Here is a 19348-nt window from a genome sequence, read left to right as displayed (position 1 = left end):
CGGAGACGATCAGTCTCCGGGGCCTTCGGCGTCGTGTCAGCGCATGCGTCCCACGGTCTCCCGCAGGCGCCGGGCGTCACGCAGCCGCTGCTCGTACGTCGCGCCCACCGCGAGCAGCAGCAGACCGGCCAGCGCGGGCGGCGTCCAGCGGGGCAGCGCGCCGACCGCCTGGGCGACGTACGGCGCCAGCTCGTGCAGCGCCACCAGCGCGAGGACCGCGCCGCCCAGCAGCAGCGGCGCCTGGAGCCGCAGCCGCGCACCTGCCAGGGTCACGGCAAGCGCCACGAGCCCCAGCAGCAGCGGGCGCGGCCAGCCCGCGTCGCCCCACGCCGCGGCCAGGCTCGGCACCAGCGACGCGGCCAGCCCCGGACCGTACGCCGTCCACGACGACGCCTCCGGGTCCCGGCGCCGCCGCAGCACGCCCACCACCAGCGCGGGCACCGTCACGGGCAGCGTGTACGCCTCCGGGGCGGACACCCCCGAGGCGGCCAGCCGCACCCAGGTGGCCGCGACGAACAGCGCCGTGGCCGCGTACCCGGCGGCCGGGCGCCGCTCCGGGCGCACGGCCGTGGCCGCCGCCACCACACCGCACAGGGCGAGCACCAGCGCCAGGAAGGCCGGGCGGGTGGCCGCGAGCCCGGCCGCCAGGACACCGGCCGCCGCACCCGCCAGCTCGACCGGCACCGCCACCGGGTGGCGCCGCAGGCCCGCACCCACCGCCGCCGTCGCCACCGGCACGGCCAGCAGCGCCGCGCCCGTCAGGTGCGCCGGCAGCCCCGCCACCCCCGCCACGGCCGCCACCAGGCCGGCCAACGCCGCCACGGCCGCGCAGGCCGCGACCGTCCGGCGCCTGCCGCCGCAGAGCACCGCCGCGCCCGTGAACAGCCCACCGAGAACCCCCGTGACCGCCACCGCCGCACCGTCCGAGCCCCACGCGCCGACGGCCGCGAGCACCCCGCCCAGCAGCGCCCCGGCACCCGCGGCGTCCGCGAGCACCTCCCGGGCCTCGGGCCCCACCGGCAGCCGCAGCGCCGGCACCGAGGGACGCACCGCCAGGCCCAGGAACCCGGCCGTCACCACGAGCCGGACGACCGGCGTGACCGCCTCAGGCAGCGCCACCGCCTCCGGCAGGGACACCGCCGCCACCCAGGCCAGGGCGAGCGCCCCGCAGCGCGCCGGCACGGACCGCACCGTCACCAGCACCCCGGCGACCGCCACCACCACGGCCACCACCGGCCACCCCACGCCGGGCCGGACGCCCACCAGCGCGGCCGCCACCTGGGGCAGCGCCCAGGCCACGGCGAGCCCTTGCACCCCCGCCGACGCCCCCACCAGACCCCGGCCCACACCGCGCGGCACCCCGCCGCGTACCGCCGCCGCGCACACCGCCACCGCGACCAGCGCGTACGCGGGCACCGCCCAGGTGCCCGGCACCGCCTCCCGCACCAGCCCGCCGCCGCCGGCCACCGCCACCAGCCCGGCCACCGCCGCCCACGCCACGGCCGCCCACGCCGCCGCGGCCGGCGCACGCCACGCCCCGTAGAGCGCGAGCCCCGCCGCCACCAGCAGCAGCCCCGCCGGCTCGGCACCGCCCCGCACCGCCGAGAGCCAGCCCGCGACCAGCACCGCCGAGCCACCCGTCGCACCGGCCGCCACGCGGGCCACCACCCGGACGCGGGTCGCCAGGCCCGCCCGCAGCGCCACCACCACGTCGGCCGCCGCCGTCACCAGCAGCGCCCAGCACACCGGGAGCGTCCCCAGGTCCGCCGCCAGCGCGCCCAGCGGCAACGGCAGTTGCCCGGCCACCACCGCGGCCGGCAGCGGCAGCCGCAGCCCGCCGAACCCCGCCCCGTACGCCGCCCACAGCGCCGCCAGCACCGCCGAGGCGACCGCCGCGTACCCCACCGCGTCCACCTCCGGCAGCGCCACCCGGTGCACGGCATACGCGTCGAGCACCATCAGCAGCAGCCCCAGCGACGCCACCGCCTCCGCCGTCGACACCAGCGCCCGGCGCAGCAGGAACACCGGCGCGGCCAGCGCGCCGGCCGTCACCACCGCGAGCACCGCCGCCCGGCCGCCGATGCCCATCCGGCCCCAGCTCACCAGCGTGAAGGCCACGGCGGCGACCGCCAGCAGCACGCCGCCCAGGGTCAGCAGCACGTTCTGCGCACCCCGCGGAGCCGTCTCCGCCACGCGCCGCGACGGGGCGACCGGCGCGACGGGGGCGTACAGCACGCTCAGCAGCCACGCCCGGCGCGCCAGCAAGTGCGACCGGCGGGCGTCCAGTTGAGCCAGCTCGCGATCGAGAACCACCAGCTCGTCGGCCGGCGACAGTGCGTTGTCCATGAGCGGAGTGTGGGCCGCGCCACACGCGCACGACATGAGCGTGCCTACTCAGATCCCGCATGAGTACGCGCCGGCGGCGCAGACTTCCCGCATGGACTGGTGCCACTACCGCTTCCGCAGCGTCTGGAATCTCCCCGCCCCGCCGGACACCGTGTACGCGGTCCTGGAGCGGCCCGAGGACTACCCCCGCTGGTGGCCGCAGGTGCGCGAGGTGACCCGCCTCGACGAGCGCACCGGCACCGCCCGCTTCCGCTCCTTCCTCCCCTACGACCTCGTCGTCACCCTCACCGAACGGCGGCGCGACCCGGTCGCCCGGGTCCTGGAGACGACGCTCGCGGGCGACCTCGCGGGGTGGGCCCGCTGGACGCTCACCTCGCCCGGCGGCGCCCGCACGCGCGCACTCTACGAACAGGAGGTCGACGTCCAACGGCCCCTGATGCGGCGCCTCGCCCTGCCCGGCCGGCCCCTGTTCCTCGCCAACCACGCCCTGATGATGCGAGCGGGGCGCCGGGGGCTGGCGGCCCGCGTGCATACGGTTTGAAGGAAACGGCCCCGGACCTGTATGGTTCAGTCCGTTCCCGGGCGATTAGCTCAGTGGGAGAGCGCTTCGTTCACACCGAAGAGGTCACTGGTTCGAACCCAGTATCGCCCACCGGGGAAGGCCGATCCGTCCATGACGGGTCGGCCTTTTTGTATGACGTCACGCGCGTCGATCCCGTGCGTACGCCGTCACGCCGCCGCCGGCAGCGTCGGGCGCAGCGGCCACGCCGGATCGACCGCCTCCTGCGAACCGTTGCGCGCGAACCACGCCTGGAGGCCGCGTGCCTGCGCGGCGTGCCACACCGCCTGGAGGGTGTGCAGCTCCGCCGGCGACAGCCGCTCCAGCCGGGCCGCGAACCGGCGCCCCACCGCCCGTACGACCTCCATGGCCGCCGTCGCGTCCGCCGCCGCGTCGTGCGCGCCCTCCAGGGCGACCTCGTAGTGGGCGCACAGGTCCGTGAGCGTGCGGCGCCCCTTGCGGTACCGGTCCAGGTGCTTGTCCAGGACGCGCGGATCGAGCACGCACATCGGGACGTTCTGGAGGTAGCGCGAGAGCGGCGAGGCGCGGTGGCGGCGCAGCTCCCGGTCGAGCAGGGTCAGGTCGAACGGCGCGTTCATCACCACCAGCGGCCGGCCCGCCGCCGACTGCTCGGCGAGCTGCCGGGCTATCTCCTCCATCACGGGCGACGGCCAGCGGCCGTTGCGCTGGAGGTGATCGTCCGTCAGCCCGTGCACCTCCGTCGCGGCCGGCGGCACCGGCACGCCCGGATTCACCAGCCAGCGGGTCGTCCGGAGGCGCCCGCCCGGCGCGTCCTGCACGACGACGGCGGCCGACACGATCCGGTCGTTCTCGACGTCGACTCCGGTCGTCTCCGTGTCAAATGCGGCCAGGGGCCCTTCATACCAGAGCGTCATTCCCCGAACTCCTCGCACATGCCTGGCAGATGGCGTGATCCCCCTGCCCGAATCGGTGATACCCGCGCCGTTTGCACCGTACGCAACGCGGTGACAACACAGGTGAGGGACGGTCGAACTGACGCCCCGTCGTCGCCTGGAAGGCATGGGGAGCCCATGGCGCTCACGCAGCCCGAACACGGGGGGCTGCTGCCCCAGCAGGCCACACCGCTGCGGGGCGCACTCGCCACCACCGCCTGCATGGAGACCCTGCAAGTGGGCTATCTCCACGCGGTCGCCGCCGCGGCCGGATGCTCGCTGTCGCAGCCCTTCCCGGACAACGGCATCGACTGGCACGTCAGCCACAGCGCCCCCGGGCACACCGTGGACGACGAGGTCACCATCAAGGTGCAGCTCAAGTGCACGTACCAGATCCCGCCGCACCCCCCGGGGCCCACCTTCTCCTTCACCCTCGACAACGACCACCTGATGAAGCTGGCCCGCACCCCCGTGTCGGTGCACAAGATCCTGGTCGTGATGATCGTCCCCCGGACCCGGGAGGAGTGGCTGCGCGCCGGCCACGACCGTCTCGACCTGCGGCACTGCTGCTACTGGACCAACCTCGCGGGCCACCCGGTCACCGGCAGGCGCCGCACCACCGTGCGCATCCCCACCAATCGGATATTCGACGACCGGGCGCTCTGCGAGATCATGACCCGGGTCGGGGCGGGAGGAAGACCCTGATGCACCGGCCGATCGACGAGCCCATGCGGCCACACCCCACGACCACGCCCCCGGGCACCACGCCCCCGGGGCCGGGCGGCCCCCTCGACCCCGCCCAGGTCGACCCCCGCGTCCTCGGCGCCCTGCTGGACCGGCACGGCTGGCGGCGGCGCGGCGGGGCGCCCGGGCGCTACAGCCGCTGGACCCCGCCGGGCCCCGGCGCCGGGGTCACCAGCCTCCTCGTCCCCGAGAGCCGCGCCTTCCCCGACTGCGAGGACCTCCTCGGGGAGGCCCTCACCGCGCTGTCCCGCTGCGCCGCGCCCTCCGCGCGGGAGGTGCTCGTCGGCCTGACGGTGCCCAGCGACGAGGTCCGGTGGTGGCGGGACGTCCCGCAGAGCCCCTCCGGCGCCGCCTCGTGGACCGTGCAGGAACAGCTCCGCTCCGCCGCGCGGCAGGTCTTGCTGGCCGGCGCCCTCGCGGTGCGCGGCCGGGCCGGCTACCACGGCTCCCGCCACCGGCGGCAGGCCCAGGCGTCCCTGGACGGCGTGCTGGTCGGCACCGCCCAGGGCGGGCGCGGCCTGACCGCCTTCGTGCCGGTCGACCCCGGCCGGGCGGTCACCACCCGGCTGTACCACGCCCTGTACGCGGCCCGGGAGGCCGTCGACTACCAGCGGGCGACCGGCAGGCCGGACGCGTTCGACTCGGCCGTCGAGGCGGGCGTGAGCCGGGAGCTGACCGAGGCGCTCATCTCGCTGGTACGCGGCGCCGAGGGGGCCCGGATCGCCCTGGCGTGGGCGCCCGCCGCGGGCGTGCCGGAGGGCTGCGCGGCCCGGCCGGAGCCGGTCGAGTTCTCGCCGGGCGACCTGCCCGCGCTGCGGGAGGCGGGCGCCCGGTACCTCCAGGACGAGCCGTCCGTGCCGGTGCGGATCACCGGGACGGTGGTGCGCATGCGGCGCTCCGGGCCGCGCGGGCCGGGCACGGTGCGGCTGCGGGTGCTGGCGGGGGCGGAGGTGCCCCACGTCCGGGTGGCGCTGGACGAGGACGCCTACCGCACGGCCGGGCACGCGCACCTGGTCGGGCTGCCCATCCGGGTGGCGGGGCGGCTGGAGAGCCGGGGCGGCTTCCGGCGGCTGACGGACGCCTCCGGGGTCGTACCGGTGCAGGTCGACGAGGCGGAGCGGGACCGGCTGATGAAGGCCCTCCACGAGAACCTGGGCTTCTTCGGGGAGGCGTGCGGGCCCGGCGACTGACGACCGGACCGGGGGAAACCGTTTCGCGGGCGGGGCGGGCGGCTCGGTACCATGCGGTATTGCTGCGCGATACGAACGCGGCGCTTCCCCTTCAGTCAGGAGAGACCGGTGTCAGACGTCCGTGTGATCATCCAACGCGATTCCGAGCGGGAAGAGCGCGTGGTGACGACGGGCACTACTGCCGCCGACCTCTTCGCCGGTGAGCGCAGCATCGTGGCCGCCCGGGTCGCGGGCGAGCTGAAGGACCTCGCGTACGAGATCGGGGACGGCGAGACCGTCGAGCCGGTCGAGATCTCCTCCGAGGACGGCCTCAACATCCTGCGCCACTCCACCGCGCACGTGATGGCGCAGGCCGTGCAGGAGCTGTTCCCCGAGGCCAAGCTGGGCATCGGCCCGCCGGTCAAGGACGGCTTCTACTACGACTTCGACGTGGAGAAGCCGTTCACGCCCGAGGATCTCAAGGCCATCGAGAAGAAGATGCAGGAGATCCAGAAGCGCGGCCAGCGCTTCTCGCGCCGCGTCGTCACCGACGAGGCCGCCCGCGAGGAGCTGGCGAACGAGCCGTACAAGCTGGAGCTCATCGGCATCAAGGGCTCCGCGTCCAGCGACGACGGCGCGGACGTCGAGGTGGGCGGCGGCGAGCTGACCATCTACGACAACCTCGACGCCAAGACCGGCGAGCTGTGCTGGAAGGACCTCTGCCGGGGCCCGCACCTGCCCACCACCCGCACCATCCCGGCGTTCAAGCTGATGCGGAACGCGGCGGCGTACTGGCGCGGCAGCGAGAAGAACCCGATGCTCCAGCGCATCTACGGCACCGCGTGGCCCTCCAAGGACGAGCTGAAGGCCCACCTGGACTTCCTCGCCGAGGCCGAGAAGCGCGACCACCGCAAGCTCGGCACCGAGCTGGACCTCTTCTCCGTCCCCGACGAGATCGGCTCCGGCCTGGCGGTCTTCCACCCCCGGGGCGGCATCATCCGCCGCGCCATGGAGGACTACTCGCGCAGGCGGCACGAGGAGGCGGGCTACGAGTTCGTCTACACCCCGCACGCCACCAAGGGGAAGCTCTTCGAGAAGTCGGGCCACCTGGACTGGTACGCCGAGGGCATGTACCCCCCCATGCAGCTCGACGAGGGCGTGGACTACTACCTCAAGCCCATGAACTGCCCCATGCACAACCTGATCTTCGACGCGCGGGGCCGGTCCTACCGTGAGCTGCCGCTGCGCATGTTCGAGTTCGGGACGGTGTACCGGTACGAGAAGTCGGGTGTGGTGCACGGCCTGACCCGTGCCCGTGGCTTCACCCAGGACGACGCGCACATCTACTGCACCAAGGAGCAGATGGCGGACGAGCTCGACTCGCTGCTGACCTTCGTGCTGAACCTGCTGCGGGACTACGGTCTGACCGACTTCTACCTGGAGCTGTCCACCAAGGACCCGGAGAAGTTCGTCGGCTCCGACGAGGTCTGGGAAGAGGCCACGGAGGTGCTGCGCAAGGCCGCCGAGAAGCAGGGCCTGCCGCTGACCCCCGACCCGGGCGGCGCCGCCTTCTACGGTCCGAAGATCTCCGTCCAGGCCAAGGACGCCATCGGCCGTACCTGGCAGATGTCGACCATCCAGGTCGACTTCAACCTGCCGGAGCGGTTCAACCTCGAGTACACCGCGCCGGACGGCTCGCGCCAGCGGCCGGTCATGATCCACCGCGCCCTGTTCGGCTCCATCGAGCGGTTCTTCGCGGTGCTGCTGGAGCACTACGCGGGCGCCATGCCCCCGTGGCTGGCCCCGGTGCAGGCGGTCGGCATCCCGATCGGCGACGCGCACGTGCCCTACCTCCAGGAGTTCGCCGCCGAGGCGAGGAAGAAGGGCCTGCGGGTCGAGGTGGACGCGTCCTCGGACCGGATGCAGAAGAAGATCCGCAACCACCAGAAGCTGAAGGTGCCGTTCATGATCATCGTCGGTGACGACGACATGAACGCCGGCACTGTCTCCTTCCGCTACCGGGACGGCTCCCAGGAGAACGGCATCCCGCGCGAGGAGGCCCTCGCCAAGCTCGTCGACGTGGTGGAGCGCCGCGTCCAGGTCTGACCCCGCAAGCCCGCGAGGGGCGGTCCCGGTCACGGGGCCGCCCCTCGGCGGTTCCGCCTCCACCGCCAGCGAATATGCTGGCCCGCATGACGAGTGAGCCGGAGCAGCAGATCGGAGTCGGGACGCCTGACGCGTTCCAGCGCCTGTGGACGCCCCACCGGATGGCGTACATCCAGGGCGAGAACAAGCCGACCGGCCCCGGGGCCGACGACGGCTGCCCGTTCTGCACCATCCCGGCCAAGTCCGACGAGGACGGGCTGGTCGTCACGCGCGGCGAGAAGGTGTACGCCGTCCTCAACCTCTACCCGTACAACGGCGGGCACCTCATGATCGTCCCGTTCCGGCACGTCGCCGACTACACGGAGCTGGACGACGCCGAGACCGCGGAGCTGGCGCTGCTGACCAAGCAGGCGATGACGGCGCTGCGGACGGCCTCCGGGGCGCACGGGTTCAACATCGGCATGAACCAGGGCGGGGCGGCCGGGGCCGGTATCGCCGCCCACCTGCACCAGCACATCGTGCCCCGCTGGGGCGGCGACACCAACTTCATGCCGGTCGTCGGCCACACCAAGGTGCTGCCGCAGCTCCTCGGCGACACCCGCCGGATGCTGGCCGACGCCTGGCCCACCGCCTAGCAGAGCGGCAGGCCGGCCCGGTCACGCGTCGTAGGTGTCCGCCTTCCTCGGGGACGGGTCCTGGACGAGACCGCTGAGGACCATCGACCGGTTGCTGAAGCGCTCGGTGTCCACGCCGTGCTCGTCGAGCATCTTGATGGTCGCGGCGTGCACCGCCCGCATCACCGGCGTGGCCGCGCGGATCGCGTCGTCGGCCATGAAGCGGTGGCGCCAGGGCTGGGAGGCCCAGGCGTGCCGCAGGCCGAAGGGCTCCGGCAGGACCAGCTTGCCGCCGAGGAAGTCCAGGACCGGCGGGAACCAGGTCAGCGGGGCCCTGACCGCCAGCCGTACGACCTCGTCGTTGTCGATCAGCGGCAGCACGATGTCCCGGGTCTCCCAGAACCGGATGGTCTTGGAGACGGTCTTCTTCTTGGGCTCCGGCTTCGTCGTGAACAGCCCGTGCACCGGGCCCAGCGCGTGGCCGGTGACCTCGATGCGCAGCGTGTGCAGGAGCGCCGTGACGGTGACCATCATGGTGAGCACGAGCTGGCCGTCCCACAGGACGAACTGCACGCCCAGATAGTGGCGGTTGCCCTTGCCGAACTGGTTCTCGTTGCAGATGCGCTGTATCTCGTGCGGCTTGACCTGGTACGCGACGATGTCCTCGCCCTCGGGCCGGGCGACCTCCTTGGCCCCCTCGCCGACGGGCGTCACGATCCAGTGCTTCACCGACGGGGCGGGGAAGCCGGTCTTGAGGGTGCCGCGCTCCAGCATCTTCAGCTCGTCGTGGATCGGCCGGATCACGTCCCAGGTGCGGAAGGCGTGGATCTCCTTGCCCTCCTTGGGGACCAGCTCCTCGGCGAGGTGCCAGCTCCCCCAGCGGGTGCCCATGCCGAGGATGCCCTTCGGCCCGGCGTAGAAGACCACGTTCGAGCGCTGCTCGGCGGTGAGCTTCTCCAGTTGCTGGCGCAGCTCCTCGGCGGCGGTCTCGTTGGGGTCGTGCGGGACGGCCTCGGGGATCTTAGGGCCCATGCCGCCACCCCCGCCGAGCAGGGACTCCCAGCGGGCGCGCAGGTCCTTGGCGGTCGATTCACAGATCCGTTTGGCCAGGAACCAGCCCACCACCGGGGCGATGAGCATGGCGCGGAGGTAGAGCGCCAGGAAGCCGGTGAACGGCAGCCGGAAGAGGAAGAGCGCGGCGAGGATGGCGACCCCGACGAGCAGCAGGGTGCCCAGCGCGCCGGAGCGCTTGCCCGCCGCGCCCCCCGCCAGGGTGCGGCGCAACTGGAAGACGGTCAGCCACAGCAGCATCCCGGGCAGGAACAGCACGCCGAAGACCACGGTGATGATCGTCAGCAGCTTGTCGCGCTGCTTGCGGATGCGGCTGGCGGCCAGGCAGTGCTCGACGATCGGCTGGGGCTCGGTGCCGAAGGACTGGATGAGCGGCTTGCGGGCCCCGCCGAGCATCCGGACCTGGACGGCCCGCGAGAAGGCCTCGCCGAGCGTCGGTTTGAAGAGCGAGAACCTGCCCTTGGTGACGGTCGACTCGTGCCATTCGTTGTTGGCCTTGAGGATCTCCTCGACGTCGACGTTCTCCCGGTACGCGGCGGAGGCCAGCGCGTGCGTCGCCACGGTCTGACCGGCCGAGCCCTGGAGCGGGACCTGGGCCCCGGGACCGAAACTGTCCATTGTCACTTCGCCGCCCCCATCGCCGCGTGTGTCCGCACTGCGGTCTGTTCCCAACCCCTGTGCTCCGCACACCTGCTGAGCTGGGCACTACAGCCTATCGAGGGCGTCGGCCGCGCGTCGGCGGACGGCGGAAAGCCGCCCGCCCGACCGGAGTTGGGCGGGCGGCGCGGCCAAGGGTCCCTACCCCTCCACGCGTTCGCGGACCTTCTCGGCGACCTGCGGAGGCATCGCCTCGTGGCGGGCGTAGCTGCGGTCGAACCGGCCCGTGCCGTGGGAGATGGAGCGAAGGTCGACGGCGTACCGGCCGATCTCGATCTCCGGTACGTCGGCCCGCACGAGTGTCCGTCCCGGGCCCGCCTGTTCGGTGCCGACGACGCGCCCGCGCCGGCCGGACAGATCGCTCATGACCGGGCCGACGTACTCGTCGGGGACGAGGACCTGCACCTCGGCGACCGGCTCCAGCAGGTCGATGCGGGCGTCCGCCGCCGCCTCGCGCAGTGCCAGCGCGCCGGCCGTCTGGAAGGCCGCGTCGGAGGAGTCCACCGAGTGGGCCTTGCCGTCCAGGAGCGTGACCCGCACGTCGACGAGCGGGTGGCCGGCGGCGACGCCCTTCGCCGCCTGGGCACGCACGCCCTTCTCCACGGACGGGATGAACTGGCGCGGCACGGCCCCGCCGACGACCTTGTCGACGAACTCGATGCCGGACCCCGGGGGCAGCGGCTCGACCTCGATCTCGCAGATGGCGTACTGCCCGTGGCCGCCGGACTGCTTGACGTGCCGTCCGCGCCCCGCGGCCCGGCCGCCGAACGTCTCGCGCAGCGACACCTTGTGCGGTACGACGTCGACCTGGACGCCGTACCTGTTGCGCAGCCGCTCCAGGGCGACGTCCTTGTGCGCCTCGCCCAGGCACCACAGGACCACCTGGTGGGTGTCCTGGTTCTGCTCCAGGCGCATGGTCGGGTCCTCGGCGACGAGCCGGGCGAGGCCCTGGGACAGCTTGTCCTCGTCCGCCTTGCTGTGCGCCTGGATGGCGAGCGGCAGGAGCGGGTCGGGCATGGTCCACGGCTCCATCAGGAGCGGGTCGTCCTTGGCGGAGAGGGTGTCGCCGGTCTCGGCGCGGGACAGCTTGGCCACACAGGCCAGGTCGCCGGCGACGCACTGGCCGAGCTGCCGCTGCTGCTTGCCGAAGGGCTCGGACAGGGCGCCGATCCGCTCGTCGACGTCGTGGTCCTCGTGTCCCCGGTCGGCCAGGCCGTGCCCCGAGACGTGCACGGTCTCGTCGGGCCGCAGCGTGCCGGAGAACACCCGTACCAGCGAGATCCGGCCGACGTACGGGTCGGAGGAGGTCTTGACGACCTCGGCGACCAGCGGTCCGTCGGGGTCGCAGGTGATCCGGGGCCGCGGTTTTCCGCCGGGGGTGGTGACGACGGGGGCCTCCCGCTCCAGGGGCGTGGGGAAACCGCGGGTGATCAGCTCGAGCAGCTCGACCGTGCCCAGGCCCTGCTTCCCGCCGGGGGCGGCCGGGGCCGCGGCGAGGACGGGGTGGAAGGTGCCGCGTGCGACGGCCTTCTCCAGGTCGTCGATGAGCGTCTTGAGGTCGATCTCCTCGCCGCCGAGATAGCGGTCCATCAGGGACTCGTCCTCGCTCTCGGCGATGATGCCCTCGATGAGGCGGTTGCGGGCCTCCTCGATGAGCGGGAGCTGCGCCTCGTCGGGCGGGTTCTCCTTCCGCTCGCCGGAGGCGTAGTCGAAGATCTTCTGCGTGAGCAGTCCGACGAGCCCGGTCGCGGGGGCGTGCCCGTCGGGGCTCTGCGGGCCGAGGACGGGCACGTACAGCGGGAGGATGGCGTCGGGGTCGTCACCGCCGAAGACGCGCGCGAGGACCCGGGTCAGCTCGTCGAAGTCGACGCGAGCGGTGTCGAGGTGGGTGACGACGATGGCACGGGGCATCCCGACCGCCGCGCACTCCTCCCACACCATGCGGCACGATCCGGCGATGGCGTCGGCCTCCTGCGCGGCCGAGACGACGAAGAGGGCCGCGTCCGCGGCGCGCAGACCGGCCCTGAGTTCCCCGACGAAGTCGGCGTATCCGGGGGTGTCCAGTACGTTGATCTTGTACCCGTCCCATTCGAGCGGGACGAGGGAGAGCTGTACGGAGCGCTGCTGGCGGTGTTCGATCTCGTCGTAGTCGGAAACCGTGCCGCCGTCCTCGACCCGGCCCGCCCGGTTGACCGCTCCGGCGGTCAGCGCGAGGGCCTCGACCAGGGTCGTCTTGCCGGATCCGCTGTGGCCGACCAGCACCACATTCCGTACCGATGAGGGCTGGTCGGCCGTTACTGCCCTGCCGGCGGCCCCGGGGTGTGCGTTCGCCTTGTCGCCCATGATTCTTCCTCCCGATCGCGAGTGCACGGGGTGCGTGCACGGTGGAGGTGGGGGGCGCGGGCGCGGGGGAGCCTCCTTGGGCAGCTCCGGCGGTGCCCGCGGTCGTCTTTCGAGCTTTCCACTCAGGCCAGGTTGCGTCCATACGTCCGACACCGCGACGGGAGCAGGGTGCCCGGGGGTGGCGGGTGCCCCCGCCTGGCTACGATGGGCCAGCCGGTGGCCGTAGGGGCCGCACGGCCCACCGACCCTCGGGAAGGCCATGCTGAACAAGTACGCGCGTGCCTTTTTCACGCGTGTTCTCACACCGTTCGCCGCGTTTCTGCTCCGCCGCGGGGTGAGCCCCGACGCCGTGACGCTCATCGGCACGGCCGGCGTGGTGGCGGGCGCGCTGGTCTTCTTCCCCCGGGGCGAGTTCTTCTGGGGCACGATCGTCATCACGCTGTTCGTGTTCTCCGACCTGGTGGACGGGAACATGGCCCGCCAGGCCGGCATCTCCAGCCGCTGGGGCGCCTTCCTCGACTCCACGCTCGACCGGGTCGCCGACGGGGCCGTCTTCGGCGGTTTCGCGCTGTGGTACGCGGGCGGCGGCGACGACAATGTCCTGTGTGCCGTTGCCATCTTCTGCCTGGCGAGCGGCCAGGTCGTGTCGTACACCAAGGCGCGCGGCGAGTCGATCGGCCTGCCCGTCGCGGTCAACGGCCTGGTGGAGCGCGCCGAGCGGCTCGTGGTCTCGCTCGTGGCCGCCGGCCTGGCCGGACTGCACGGCTTCGGCGTGCCGGGCGTACAGGTGCTGCTGCCCATCGCCCTGTGGGTGGTGGCCGTGGGCAGCGCGGTGACGCTGGGGCAGCGAGTGGTGACGGTGCGGCGCGAGGCGGCCGAGGCGGACGCGGTGCCGGGCTCGCCCGAGGAGGGCGGTTCCGGTGCCAGGGGGAGTGAGGCGACATGAGCGCGGTGCGTGAACGGCTCACCGACGGGCTGTACGGGCTCGGCTGGGCCGCGGTGAAGAAGCTCCCGGAGCCGGTGGCGGCCGGGCTGGGCCGGCGTATCGCGGACACGGCGTGGAAGCGGCGCGGCAAGGGGGTGCTCCGCCTGGAGTCGAACCTCGCGCGCGTGGTGCCGGACGCCTCCCCGGAGCGGCTGGCCGAGCTGTCGAAGGCCGGCATGCGCTCGTACATGCGCTACTGGATGGAGTCGTTCCGGCTGCCCTCGTGGAGCGCGGAGCGCGTCCGTGCGGCGTTCGACGTCAAGGACGTGCACTACCTGACCGACGGCCTGGCCTCCGGCAAGGGCGTCGTCCTGGCGCTGCCGCACCTGGCCAACTGGGACCTCGCGGGCGTGTGGGTCACCCGCGCGCTGGGGGTGCCGTTCACGACGGTCGCCGAGCGGCTGAAGCCCGAGACGCTCTACGACCGGTTCGTCGCCTACCGGGAGTCGCTGGGCATGGAGGTGCTGCCGCACACCGGTGGCTCGGCCTTCGGGACGCTGGCGCGGCGGCTGCGGGCGGGCGGCCTGGTGTGCCTGGTCGCCGACCGGGACCTGTCGGCGTCGGGCGTCGAGGTCAAGTTCTTCGGCGACGCGGCGCGGATGCCCGCCGGGCCCGCGATACTGGCCCAGCAGACGGGCGCGCTGCTGCTGCCGGTGACGCTGTGGTACGACGACTCGGCGGTCATGAAGGGGCGGGTGCACCCGCCGGTCGAGGTCCCCGAGACCGGCACGCGGGCGGAGAGGACGGCCGTCATGACGCAGGCGCTCGCCGACGCCTTCGCCACCGGCATCGCCGATCACCCCGAGGACTGGCACATGCTCCAGCGGCTGTGGCTCGCGGACCTGGACCCGGCGAAGGGACCCGAGGCGTGAGGATCGGCATCGTCTGCCCGTACTCCTGGGACGTGCCCGGCGGCGTCCAGTTCCACATCCGCGACCTGGCCGAGCACCTGATCCGGCTCGGCCACGAGGTCTCCGTGCTCGCCCCGGCCGACGACGAGACGCCGCTGCCGCCGTACGTCGTGTCGGCGGGCCGCGCGGTGCCCGTGCCGTACAACGGCTCGGTGGCCCGGCTGAACTTCGGCTTCCTGTCGGCGGCGCGGGTGCGGCGCTGGCTGCACGACGGCACCTTCGACGTGATCCACATCCACGAGCCGGCCTCGCCGTCGCTGGGGCTGCTGTCCTGTTGGGCGGCGCAGGGCCCGATCGTGGCCACCTTCCACACCTCCAACCCCCGGTCGCGGGCGATGATCGCCGCGTACCCGATCCTCCAGCCCGCGCTGGAGAAGATCAGCGCGCGGATCGCGGTCAGCGAGTACGCCCGCCGCACGCTGGTGGAGCACCTCGGCGGCGACGCGGTCGTCATCCCGAACGGCGTGGACGTCGACTTCTTCGCCGGGGCCGAGCCGAAGGCCGAGTGGCAGGGCGGCACCCTCGGGTTCATCGGGCGGATCGACGAGCCGCGCAAGGGCCTGCCCGTACTGATGAAGGCCTTCCCGAAGATCCTCGCCGCCTGCCCGGACACCCGGCTGCTGGTCGCCGGCCGGGGCGACGAGGAGGAGGCCGTCGCGTCCCTGCCGGCCGACATGCGCGGGCGCGTGGAGTTCCTCGGCATGGTCAGCGACGAGGACAAGGCGCGGCTGCTGCGCAGCGTGGACGTGTACGTGGCGCCCAACACCGGCGGCGAGAGCTTCGGCATCATCCTGGTCGAGGCCATGTCGGCGGGCGCGCCGGTCCTCGCCAGCGACCTCGACGCGTTCGCGCAGGTCCTGGACCAGGGCGCGGCGGGCGAACTGTTCGCCAACGAGGACGCGGACGCGCTGGCGAAGACGGCGATCCGGCTGCTCGGCGACCCGGCCCGGCGCCGGGAACTGCGCGAGCGGGGCAGCGCGCACGTGCGCCGCTTCGACTGGTCGACGGTCGGCGCCGACATCCTCGCCGTCTACGAGACGGTCACCGACGGCGCGGCCGCGGTGGACACCGACGAGCGCCTCGGCCTGCGGGCCCGGTGGGGCCTGGCACGGGACTGAACCGGCCCGCCCCGGCCCCCTGCCGGGCAGGGGCACGGGACTGAACCGGCCCCGCCCGGCCCTCTGTCGGGCGCCGGGGGTGCCACGGCAGCATGGGCGCCATGCGTGTGCATCGATTGGACCTCGGCCACTTCGTCCGGTCCGCCAAGGAGGCCGGCACCCCCCACGCGCGCGTGGAGCCCGCGCTCGCGTACCTCGTGCGGCACGAACGGGGGCTGCTGCTGTTCGACACCGGGGTGGGGGAGGGCGACCCGGAGGCGGACGCGCGGTACCGGCCGCGCAGAAGGGGGCTGGCCGAGGCGCTCGCCGGGGTGGGCGTGCGACCGGACGACATCGACGTGGTGGTCAACTGCCACCTCCACTTCGACCATTGCGGCGGCAACCCGCTCCTGGCCGGCCGCCCCGTCCTCGTACAGCGCACCGAACTGGCCACCGCCCGCGCCGGGAACCACACGATCGACGCCCTGGTCGACTTCCCCGGCGCGCGGTACGAGGAGCTCGACGGCGAGGCGGAGGTGTGGCCGGGAGTGCGGGTCCTGCCGACGCCCGGACACACGGCCGGGCACCAGTCGCTGGTGCTCACCGGGGCGGAGGGCACGGTGGTGCTGGCCGGGCAGGCCCACGACTTCGCGTCGCAGTACGCCTCGGACGAGATGGCCCGCTCCACCGGGGCGGGCGGGCCGTGGCCGCCCTGGCTGGACCGGGTCGCCGCCTTCCGGCCGCGGCGCGTGCTGTTCGCGCACGACCGGTCGGTGTGGGAAGGGGACGCGCCGGCGCCCGGGTAGCCTTTCCGCCCGTGATCGAAACCCTCATCTGGATCGTCGTCGGCCTGGTCGCCATCGGGCTCTACCTGAGCTGGACCGCCGGGCGGCTCGACCGGCTGCACGCACGGATCGACGCCGCCCGTGCCGCGCTGGACGCCCAGCTCCTGCGCCGGGCCTCGGTCGCCCAGGAACTGGCCACCTCGGGCCTGCTCGACCCGGCCGCCTCGATCGTCCTGTACGAGGCCGCGCACGCCGCCCGGCAGGCCGAGGAGGAGCAGCGGGAGGTGGCCGAGAGCGAGCTGAGCCAGGCGCTGCGGGCGGTCTTCGGCGAGCCGGAGCAGGTGGAGGCGGTGCGCGAGGCCCCGGGCGGCGAGCAGGCCGCCGGGGAGCTGGCCGCCGCGGTGCGCCGGGTGCCGATGGCGCGCCGGTTCCACAACGACGCCGTACGGGCGGCCAGGGCGCTGCGCCGGCACCGCAAGGTGCGCTGGTTCCGGCTGGCGGGGCACGCCCCGTTCCCGATGGCGTTCGAGATGGACGACGAGCCTCCGACCGCCCTGGCGGACCGGCCGGGAAGCGCCTGACCTCGGGAAAACGAGCCACCGCCTCACTATTGGCCCTTGATGTGGACCGGGTGGCCCGGGTTTGCTCGCTGTAGTTGAAACCACCCCCGTTTCTTGAGTGAGGTCATCCGTGTCCACCACCACCCCGCAGTCGCCCGAGACCGGCACCGCGCGCGTCAAGCGCGGCATGGCCGAGCAGCTCAAGGGCGGCGTGATCATGGACGTGGTCAACGCCGAGCAGGCCAAGATCGCCGAGGACGCCGGCGCCGTCGCCGTCATGGCCCTCGAGCGGGTCCCGGCCGACATCCGCAAGGACGGCGGCGTGGCCCGGATGTCCGACCCGAACATGATCGAGGAGATCATCGACGCGGTCTCCATCCCGGTCATGGCCAAGTCCCGCATCGGTCACTTCGTCGAGGCCCAGGTCCTCCAGTCCCTCGGTGTGGACTACATCGACGAGTCCGAGGTCCTCACCCCGGCCGACGAGGTCAACCACTCCGACAAGTGGGCCTTCACCACCCCCTTCGTCTGTGGCGCCACCAACCTGGGCGAGGCCCTGCGCCGCATCGCCGAGGGCGCGGCCATGATCCGCTCCAAGGGCGAGGCCGGCACCGGCAACGTCGTCGAGGCCGTCCGCCACCTGCGCCAGATCAAGAACGAGATCGCCAAGCTGCGCGGCTTCGACAACAACGAGCTGTACGCCGCCGCCAAGGAGCTGCGCGCCCCCTACGAGCTCGTCAAGGAGGTCAGCGAGCTCGGCAAGCTGCCGGTCGTGCTGTTCTCCGCCGGTGGTGTGGCCACCCCGGCCGACGCCGCGCTGATGCGCCAGCTCGGCGCCGAGGGCGTCTTCGTCGGCTCCGGCATCTTCAAGTCGGGCGACCCGGCCAAGCGCGCCGCCGCCATCGTGAAGGCCACCACCTTCTACGACGACCCGAAGATCATCGCGGACGCGTCCCGCAACCTGGGCGAGGCCATGGTCGGCATCAACTGCGACACCCTCCCCGAGGCCGAGCGCTACGCGAACCGGGGCTGGTGATGACCACTCCGCTCATCGGTGTCCTGGCTCTCCAGGGCGACGTACGTGAGCACCTGATCGCCCTGGCCGCGGCGGACGCCGTGGCCAGGCCGGTCCGGCGGCCCGAGGAGCTCGCCGAGGTCGACGGCCTGGTCATCCCCGGCGGGGAGTCCACCACCATCTCCAAGCTGGCCGGCCTGTTCGGTCTGATGGAGCCGCTGCGCGAGCGCATCGGGGCGGGCATGCCCGTCTACGGCACCTGCGCCGGCCTGATCATGCTCGCCGACAAGATCCTGGACCCGCGCTCGGGCCAGGAGACGCTCGGCGGCATCGACATGATCGTCCGCCGCAACGCGTTCGGCCGCCAGAACGAGTCCTTCGAGGCGGCCGTGGAGGTCGCCGGCATCGAGGGCGGTCCGGTGGAGGGCGTCTTCATCAGGGCCCCCTGGGTCGAGTCGGTCGGTGCCCAGGCCGAGGTCATCGCCGAGCACGACGGCCACATCGTCGCCGTCCGGCAGGGCAACGCCCTCGCCACCTCGTTCCACCCGGAACTCACGGGCGACCACCGGATGCACGCCCTGTTCGTCGACATGGTGCGCGCGGCGGGCTGAGCCGATCCCGGTAGGATCTCTGGGGTTCGTTCAGAAATGGGTTACGCGAAGGAGACAGGCAGATGTCCGGCCACTCTAAATGGGCTACGACGAAGCACAAGAAGGCCGTGATCGACGCCAAGCGCGGCAAGCTCTTCGCGAAGCTGATCAAGAACATCGAGGTCGCGGCCCGCACCGGCGGCGGCGACCCCGACGGCAACCCGACGCTCTACGACGCCATCCAGAAGGCGAAGAAGAGCTCGGTCCCGAACAAGAACATCGACTCCGCGGTCAAGCGCGGCGCCGGCCTGGAAGCCGGTGGCGCCGACTACGAGACGATCATGTACGAGGGTTACGGCCCGAACGGTGTCGCGGTGCTCATCGAGTGCCTCACCGACAACCGCAACCGCGCCGCCTCCGACGTGCGTGTCGCCATGACCCGCAACGGCGGCTCGATGGCCGACCCGGGCTCGGTGTCGTACCTGTTCAACCGCAAGGGCGTCGTGATCGTCCCCAAGGGCGAGCTGACCGAGGACGACGTGCTCGGCGCGGTCCTGGACGCCGGCGCCGAGGAGGTCAACGACCTCGGCGAGACCTTCGAGGTCATCAGCGAGGCCACCGACCTGGTCGCGGTCCGCACCGCCCTCCAGGAGGCCGGCATCGACTACGACTCGGCCGACGCCAACTTCGTCCCGACCATGCAGGTCGAGCTGGACGAGGAGGGCGCGCGCAAGATCTTCAAGCTGATCGACGCGCTGGAGGACAGCGACGACGTGCAGAACGTCTTCGCCAACTTCGACGTCTCCGACGACGTCATGGAGAAGGTCGACGCCTGACCCACGCACCGAAGCGACGGGCCGGCGGGGAACACACCCCGTCGGC

The 19348-nt window shown here is 73.0% G+C and carries 17 protein-coding genes and 1 tRNA gene; 14 read left to right on the top strand and 4 right to left on the bottom strand.

The window, feature by feature from the left end; translation table 11 throughout:
• Positions 1-36: 36 nt before the first annotated feature.
• Positions 37-2346 (bottom strand): SCO7613 C-terminal domain-containing membrane protein, encoded by a 2310-nt coding sequence (locus E2B92_RS19265; protein WP_133087616.1) that lies wholly within the window; start codon positions 2344-2346, stop codon positions 37-39.
• A 91-nt stretch (positions 2347-2437) separates the two neighbouring features.
• Here E2B92_RS19265 and E2B92_RS19260 point away from each other — a divergent pair, with 91 nt between their 5' ends.
• Positions 2438-2887, top strand: a complete 450-nt coding sequence (locus E2B92_RS19260; protein WP_126884644.1) for an SRPBCC family protein — start codon at positions 2438-2440, stop codon at positions 2885-2887.
• 39 nt (positions 2888-2926) lie between these two features.
• A tRNA-Val gene (locus E2B92_RS19255) sits at positions 2927-2998 on the top strand.
• A 77-nt stretch (positions 2999-3075) separates the two neighbouring features.
• Here the strand turns inward: E2B92_RS19255 and E2B92_RS19250 are convergent.
• A complete protein-coding gene (locus E2B92_RS19250) occupies positions 3076-3801 on the bottom strand; it encodes a 3'-5' exonuclease (protein ID WP_126884625.1) in 726 nt (241 codons plus the stop codon).
• 156 nt (positions 3802-3957) lie between these two features.
• On the opposite strand from E2B92_RS19250, the gene E2B92_RS19245 reads away from it, so the two are divergent.
• The 4 genes from E2B92_RS19245 (at position 3958) to E2B92_RS19230 (ending at position 8473) form a co-directional block, all read left to right on the top strand.
• Positions 3958-4524 carry a DUF4365 domain-containing protein gene (locus E2B92_RS19245; protein ID WP_160159764.1) on the top strand — a complete coding sequence of 189 codons (567 nt, stop codon included), beginning with the start codon at positions 3958-3960 and terminating at the stop codon, positions 4522-4524.
• Entirely contained in the window at positions 4524-5753 is a 1230-nt protein-coding gene (locus E2B92_RS19240; RefSeq protein WP_399431289.1) for a hypothetical protein, read from the top strand. The genes E2B92_RS19245 and E2B92_RS19240 overlap by 1 nt, the downstream gene beginning before the upstream one ends.
• Positions 5754-5861: 108 nt before the next feature.
• Positions 5862-7838, top strand: a complete 1977-nt coding sequence (gene thrS, locus E2B92_RS19235) for a threonine--tRNA ligase (protein ID WP_126884627.1) — start codon at positions 5862-5864, stop codon at positions 7836-7838.
• A 74-nt stretch (positions 7839-7912) separates the two neighbouring features.
• Positions 7913-8473 (top strand): HIT family protein, encoded by a 561-nt coding sequence (locus E2B92_RS19230; protein WP_126884628.1) that lies wholly within the window; start codon positions 7913-7915, stop codon positions 8471-8473.
• A 21-nt stretch (positions 8474-8494) separates the two neighbouring features.
• Here the strand turns inward: E2B92_RS19230 and E2B92_RS19225 are convergent, their stop codons facing one another.
• Both E2B92_RS19225 and E2B92_RS19220 read right to left on the bottom strand, forming a co-directional pair.
• The gene (locus E2B92_RS19225; RefSeq protein ID WP_126884646.1) at positions 8495-10141 is read right to left on the bottom strand and encodes a hypothetical protein; all 1647 of its coding nucleotides are present in this window, start codon (positions 10139-10141) and stop codon (positions 8495-8497) included.
• Positions 10142-10321: 180 nt separating this feature from the next.
• The gene (locus tag E2B92_RS19220) at positions 10322-12523 is read right to left on the bottom strand and encodes an elongation factor G-like protein EF-G2 (RefSeq protein ID WP_126884629.1); all 2202 of its coding nucleotides are present in this window, start codon (positions 12521-12523) and stop codon (positions 10322-10324) included.
• Positions 12524-12782: 259 nt separating this feature from the next.
• Between E2B92_RS19220 and pgsA the strand changes: the two genes are divergently transcribed.
• From pgsA to E2B92_RS19180, 8 genes are all read left to right on the top strand, one after another.
• Positions 12783-13469, top strand: coding sequence for a phosphatidylinositol phosphate synthase (pgsA, locus tag E2B92_RS19215; protein WP_126884630.1), 687 nt, complete (start codon positions 12783-12785; stop codon positions 13467-13469).
• On the top strand, positions 13466-14380 hold the full coding sequence (locus tag E2B92_RS19210) for a phosphatidylinositol mannoside acyltransferase (protein WP_126884631.1): 915 nt from the start codon (positions 13466-13468) through the stop codon (positions 14378-14380). The genes pgsA and E2B92_RS19210 overlap by 4 nt, the downstream gene beginning before the upstream one ends.
• Positions 14377-15537, top strand: a complete 1161-nt coding sequence (locus tag E2B92_RS19205) for a glycosyltransferase family 4 protein (protein WP_126884632.1) — start codon at positions 14377-14379, stop codon at positions 15535-15537. Before E2B92_RS19210 ends, E2B92_RS19205 begins: the two co-directional genes overlap by 4 nt.
• Before the next feature lie 101 nt (positions 15538-15638).
• Positions 15639-16322 carry an N-acyl homoserine lactonase family protein gene (locus E2B92_RS19200; RefSeq protein WP_399431293.1) on the top strand — a complete coding sequence of 228 codons (684 nt, stop codon included), beginning with the start codon at positions 15639-15641 and terminating at the stop codon, positions 16320-16322.
• Between the two features lie 11 nt (positions 16323-16333).
• Positions 16334-16882 (top strand): hypothetical protein, encoded by a 549-nt coding sequence (locus tag E2B92_RS19195; protein WP_126884634.1) that lies wholly within the window; start codon positions 16334-16336, stop codon positions 16880-16882.
• Between the two features lie 109 nt (positions 16883-16991).
• Complete coding sequence (gene pdxS, locus E2B92_RS19190; RefSeq protein ID WP_126884635.1) at positions 16992-17897, top strand: pyridoxal 5'-phosphate synthase lyase subunit PdxS; 906 nt, start codon at positions 16992-16994, stop codon at positions 17895-17897.
• On the top strand, positions 17897-18487 hold the full coding sequence (gene pdxT, locus E2B92_RS19185) for a pyridoxal 5'-phosphate synthase glutaminase subunit PdxT (protein ID WP_126884636.1): 591 nt from the start codon (positions 17897-17899) through the stop codon (positions 18485-18487). The genes pdxS and pdxT overlap by 1 nt, the downstream gene beginning before the upstream one ends.
• 62 nt (positions 18488-18549) lie before the next feature.
• A complete protein-coding gene (locus tag E2B92_RS19180; RefSeq protein ID WP_126884637.1) occupies positions 18550-19302 on the top strand; it encodes a YebC/PmpR family DNA-binding transcriptional regulator in 753 nt (250 codons plus the stop codon).
• Positions 19303-19348: the final 46 nt, after the last annotated feature.

The organism is Streptomyces sp. WAC05374 (assembly GCF_004353505.1).
In the GTDB taxonomy this organism is placed as follows: Bacteria; Actinomycetota; Actinomycetes; order Streptomycetales; family Streptomycetaceae; genus Streptomyces.
Note: the sequence above shows the minus strand (reverse complement) of the source record. Positions and strands in the feature narration are given on the sequence as shown.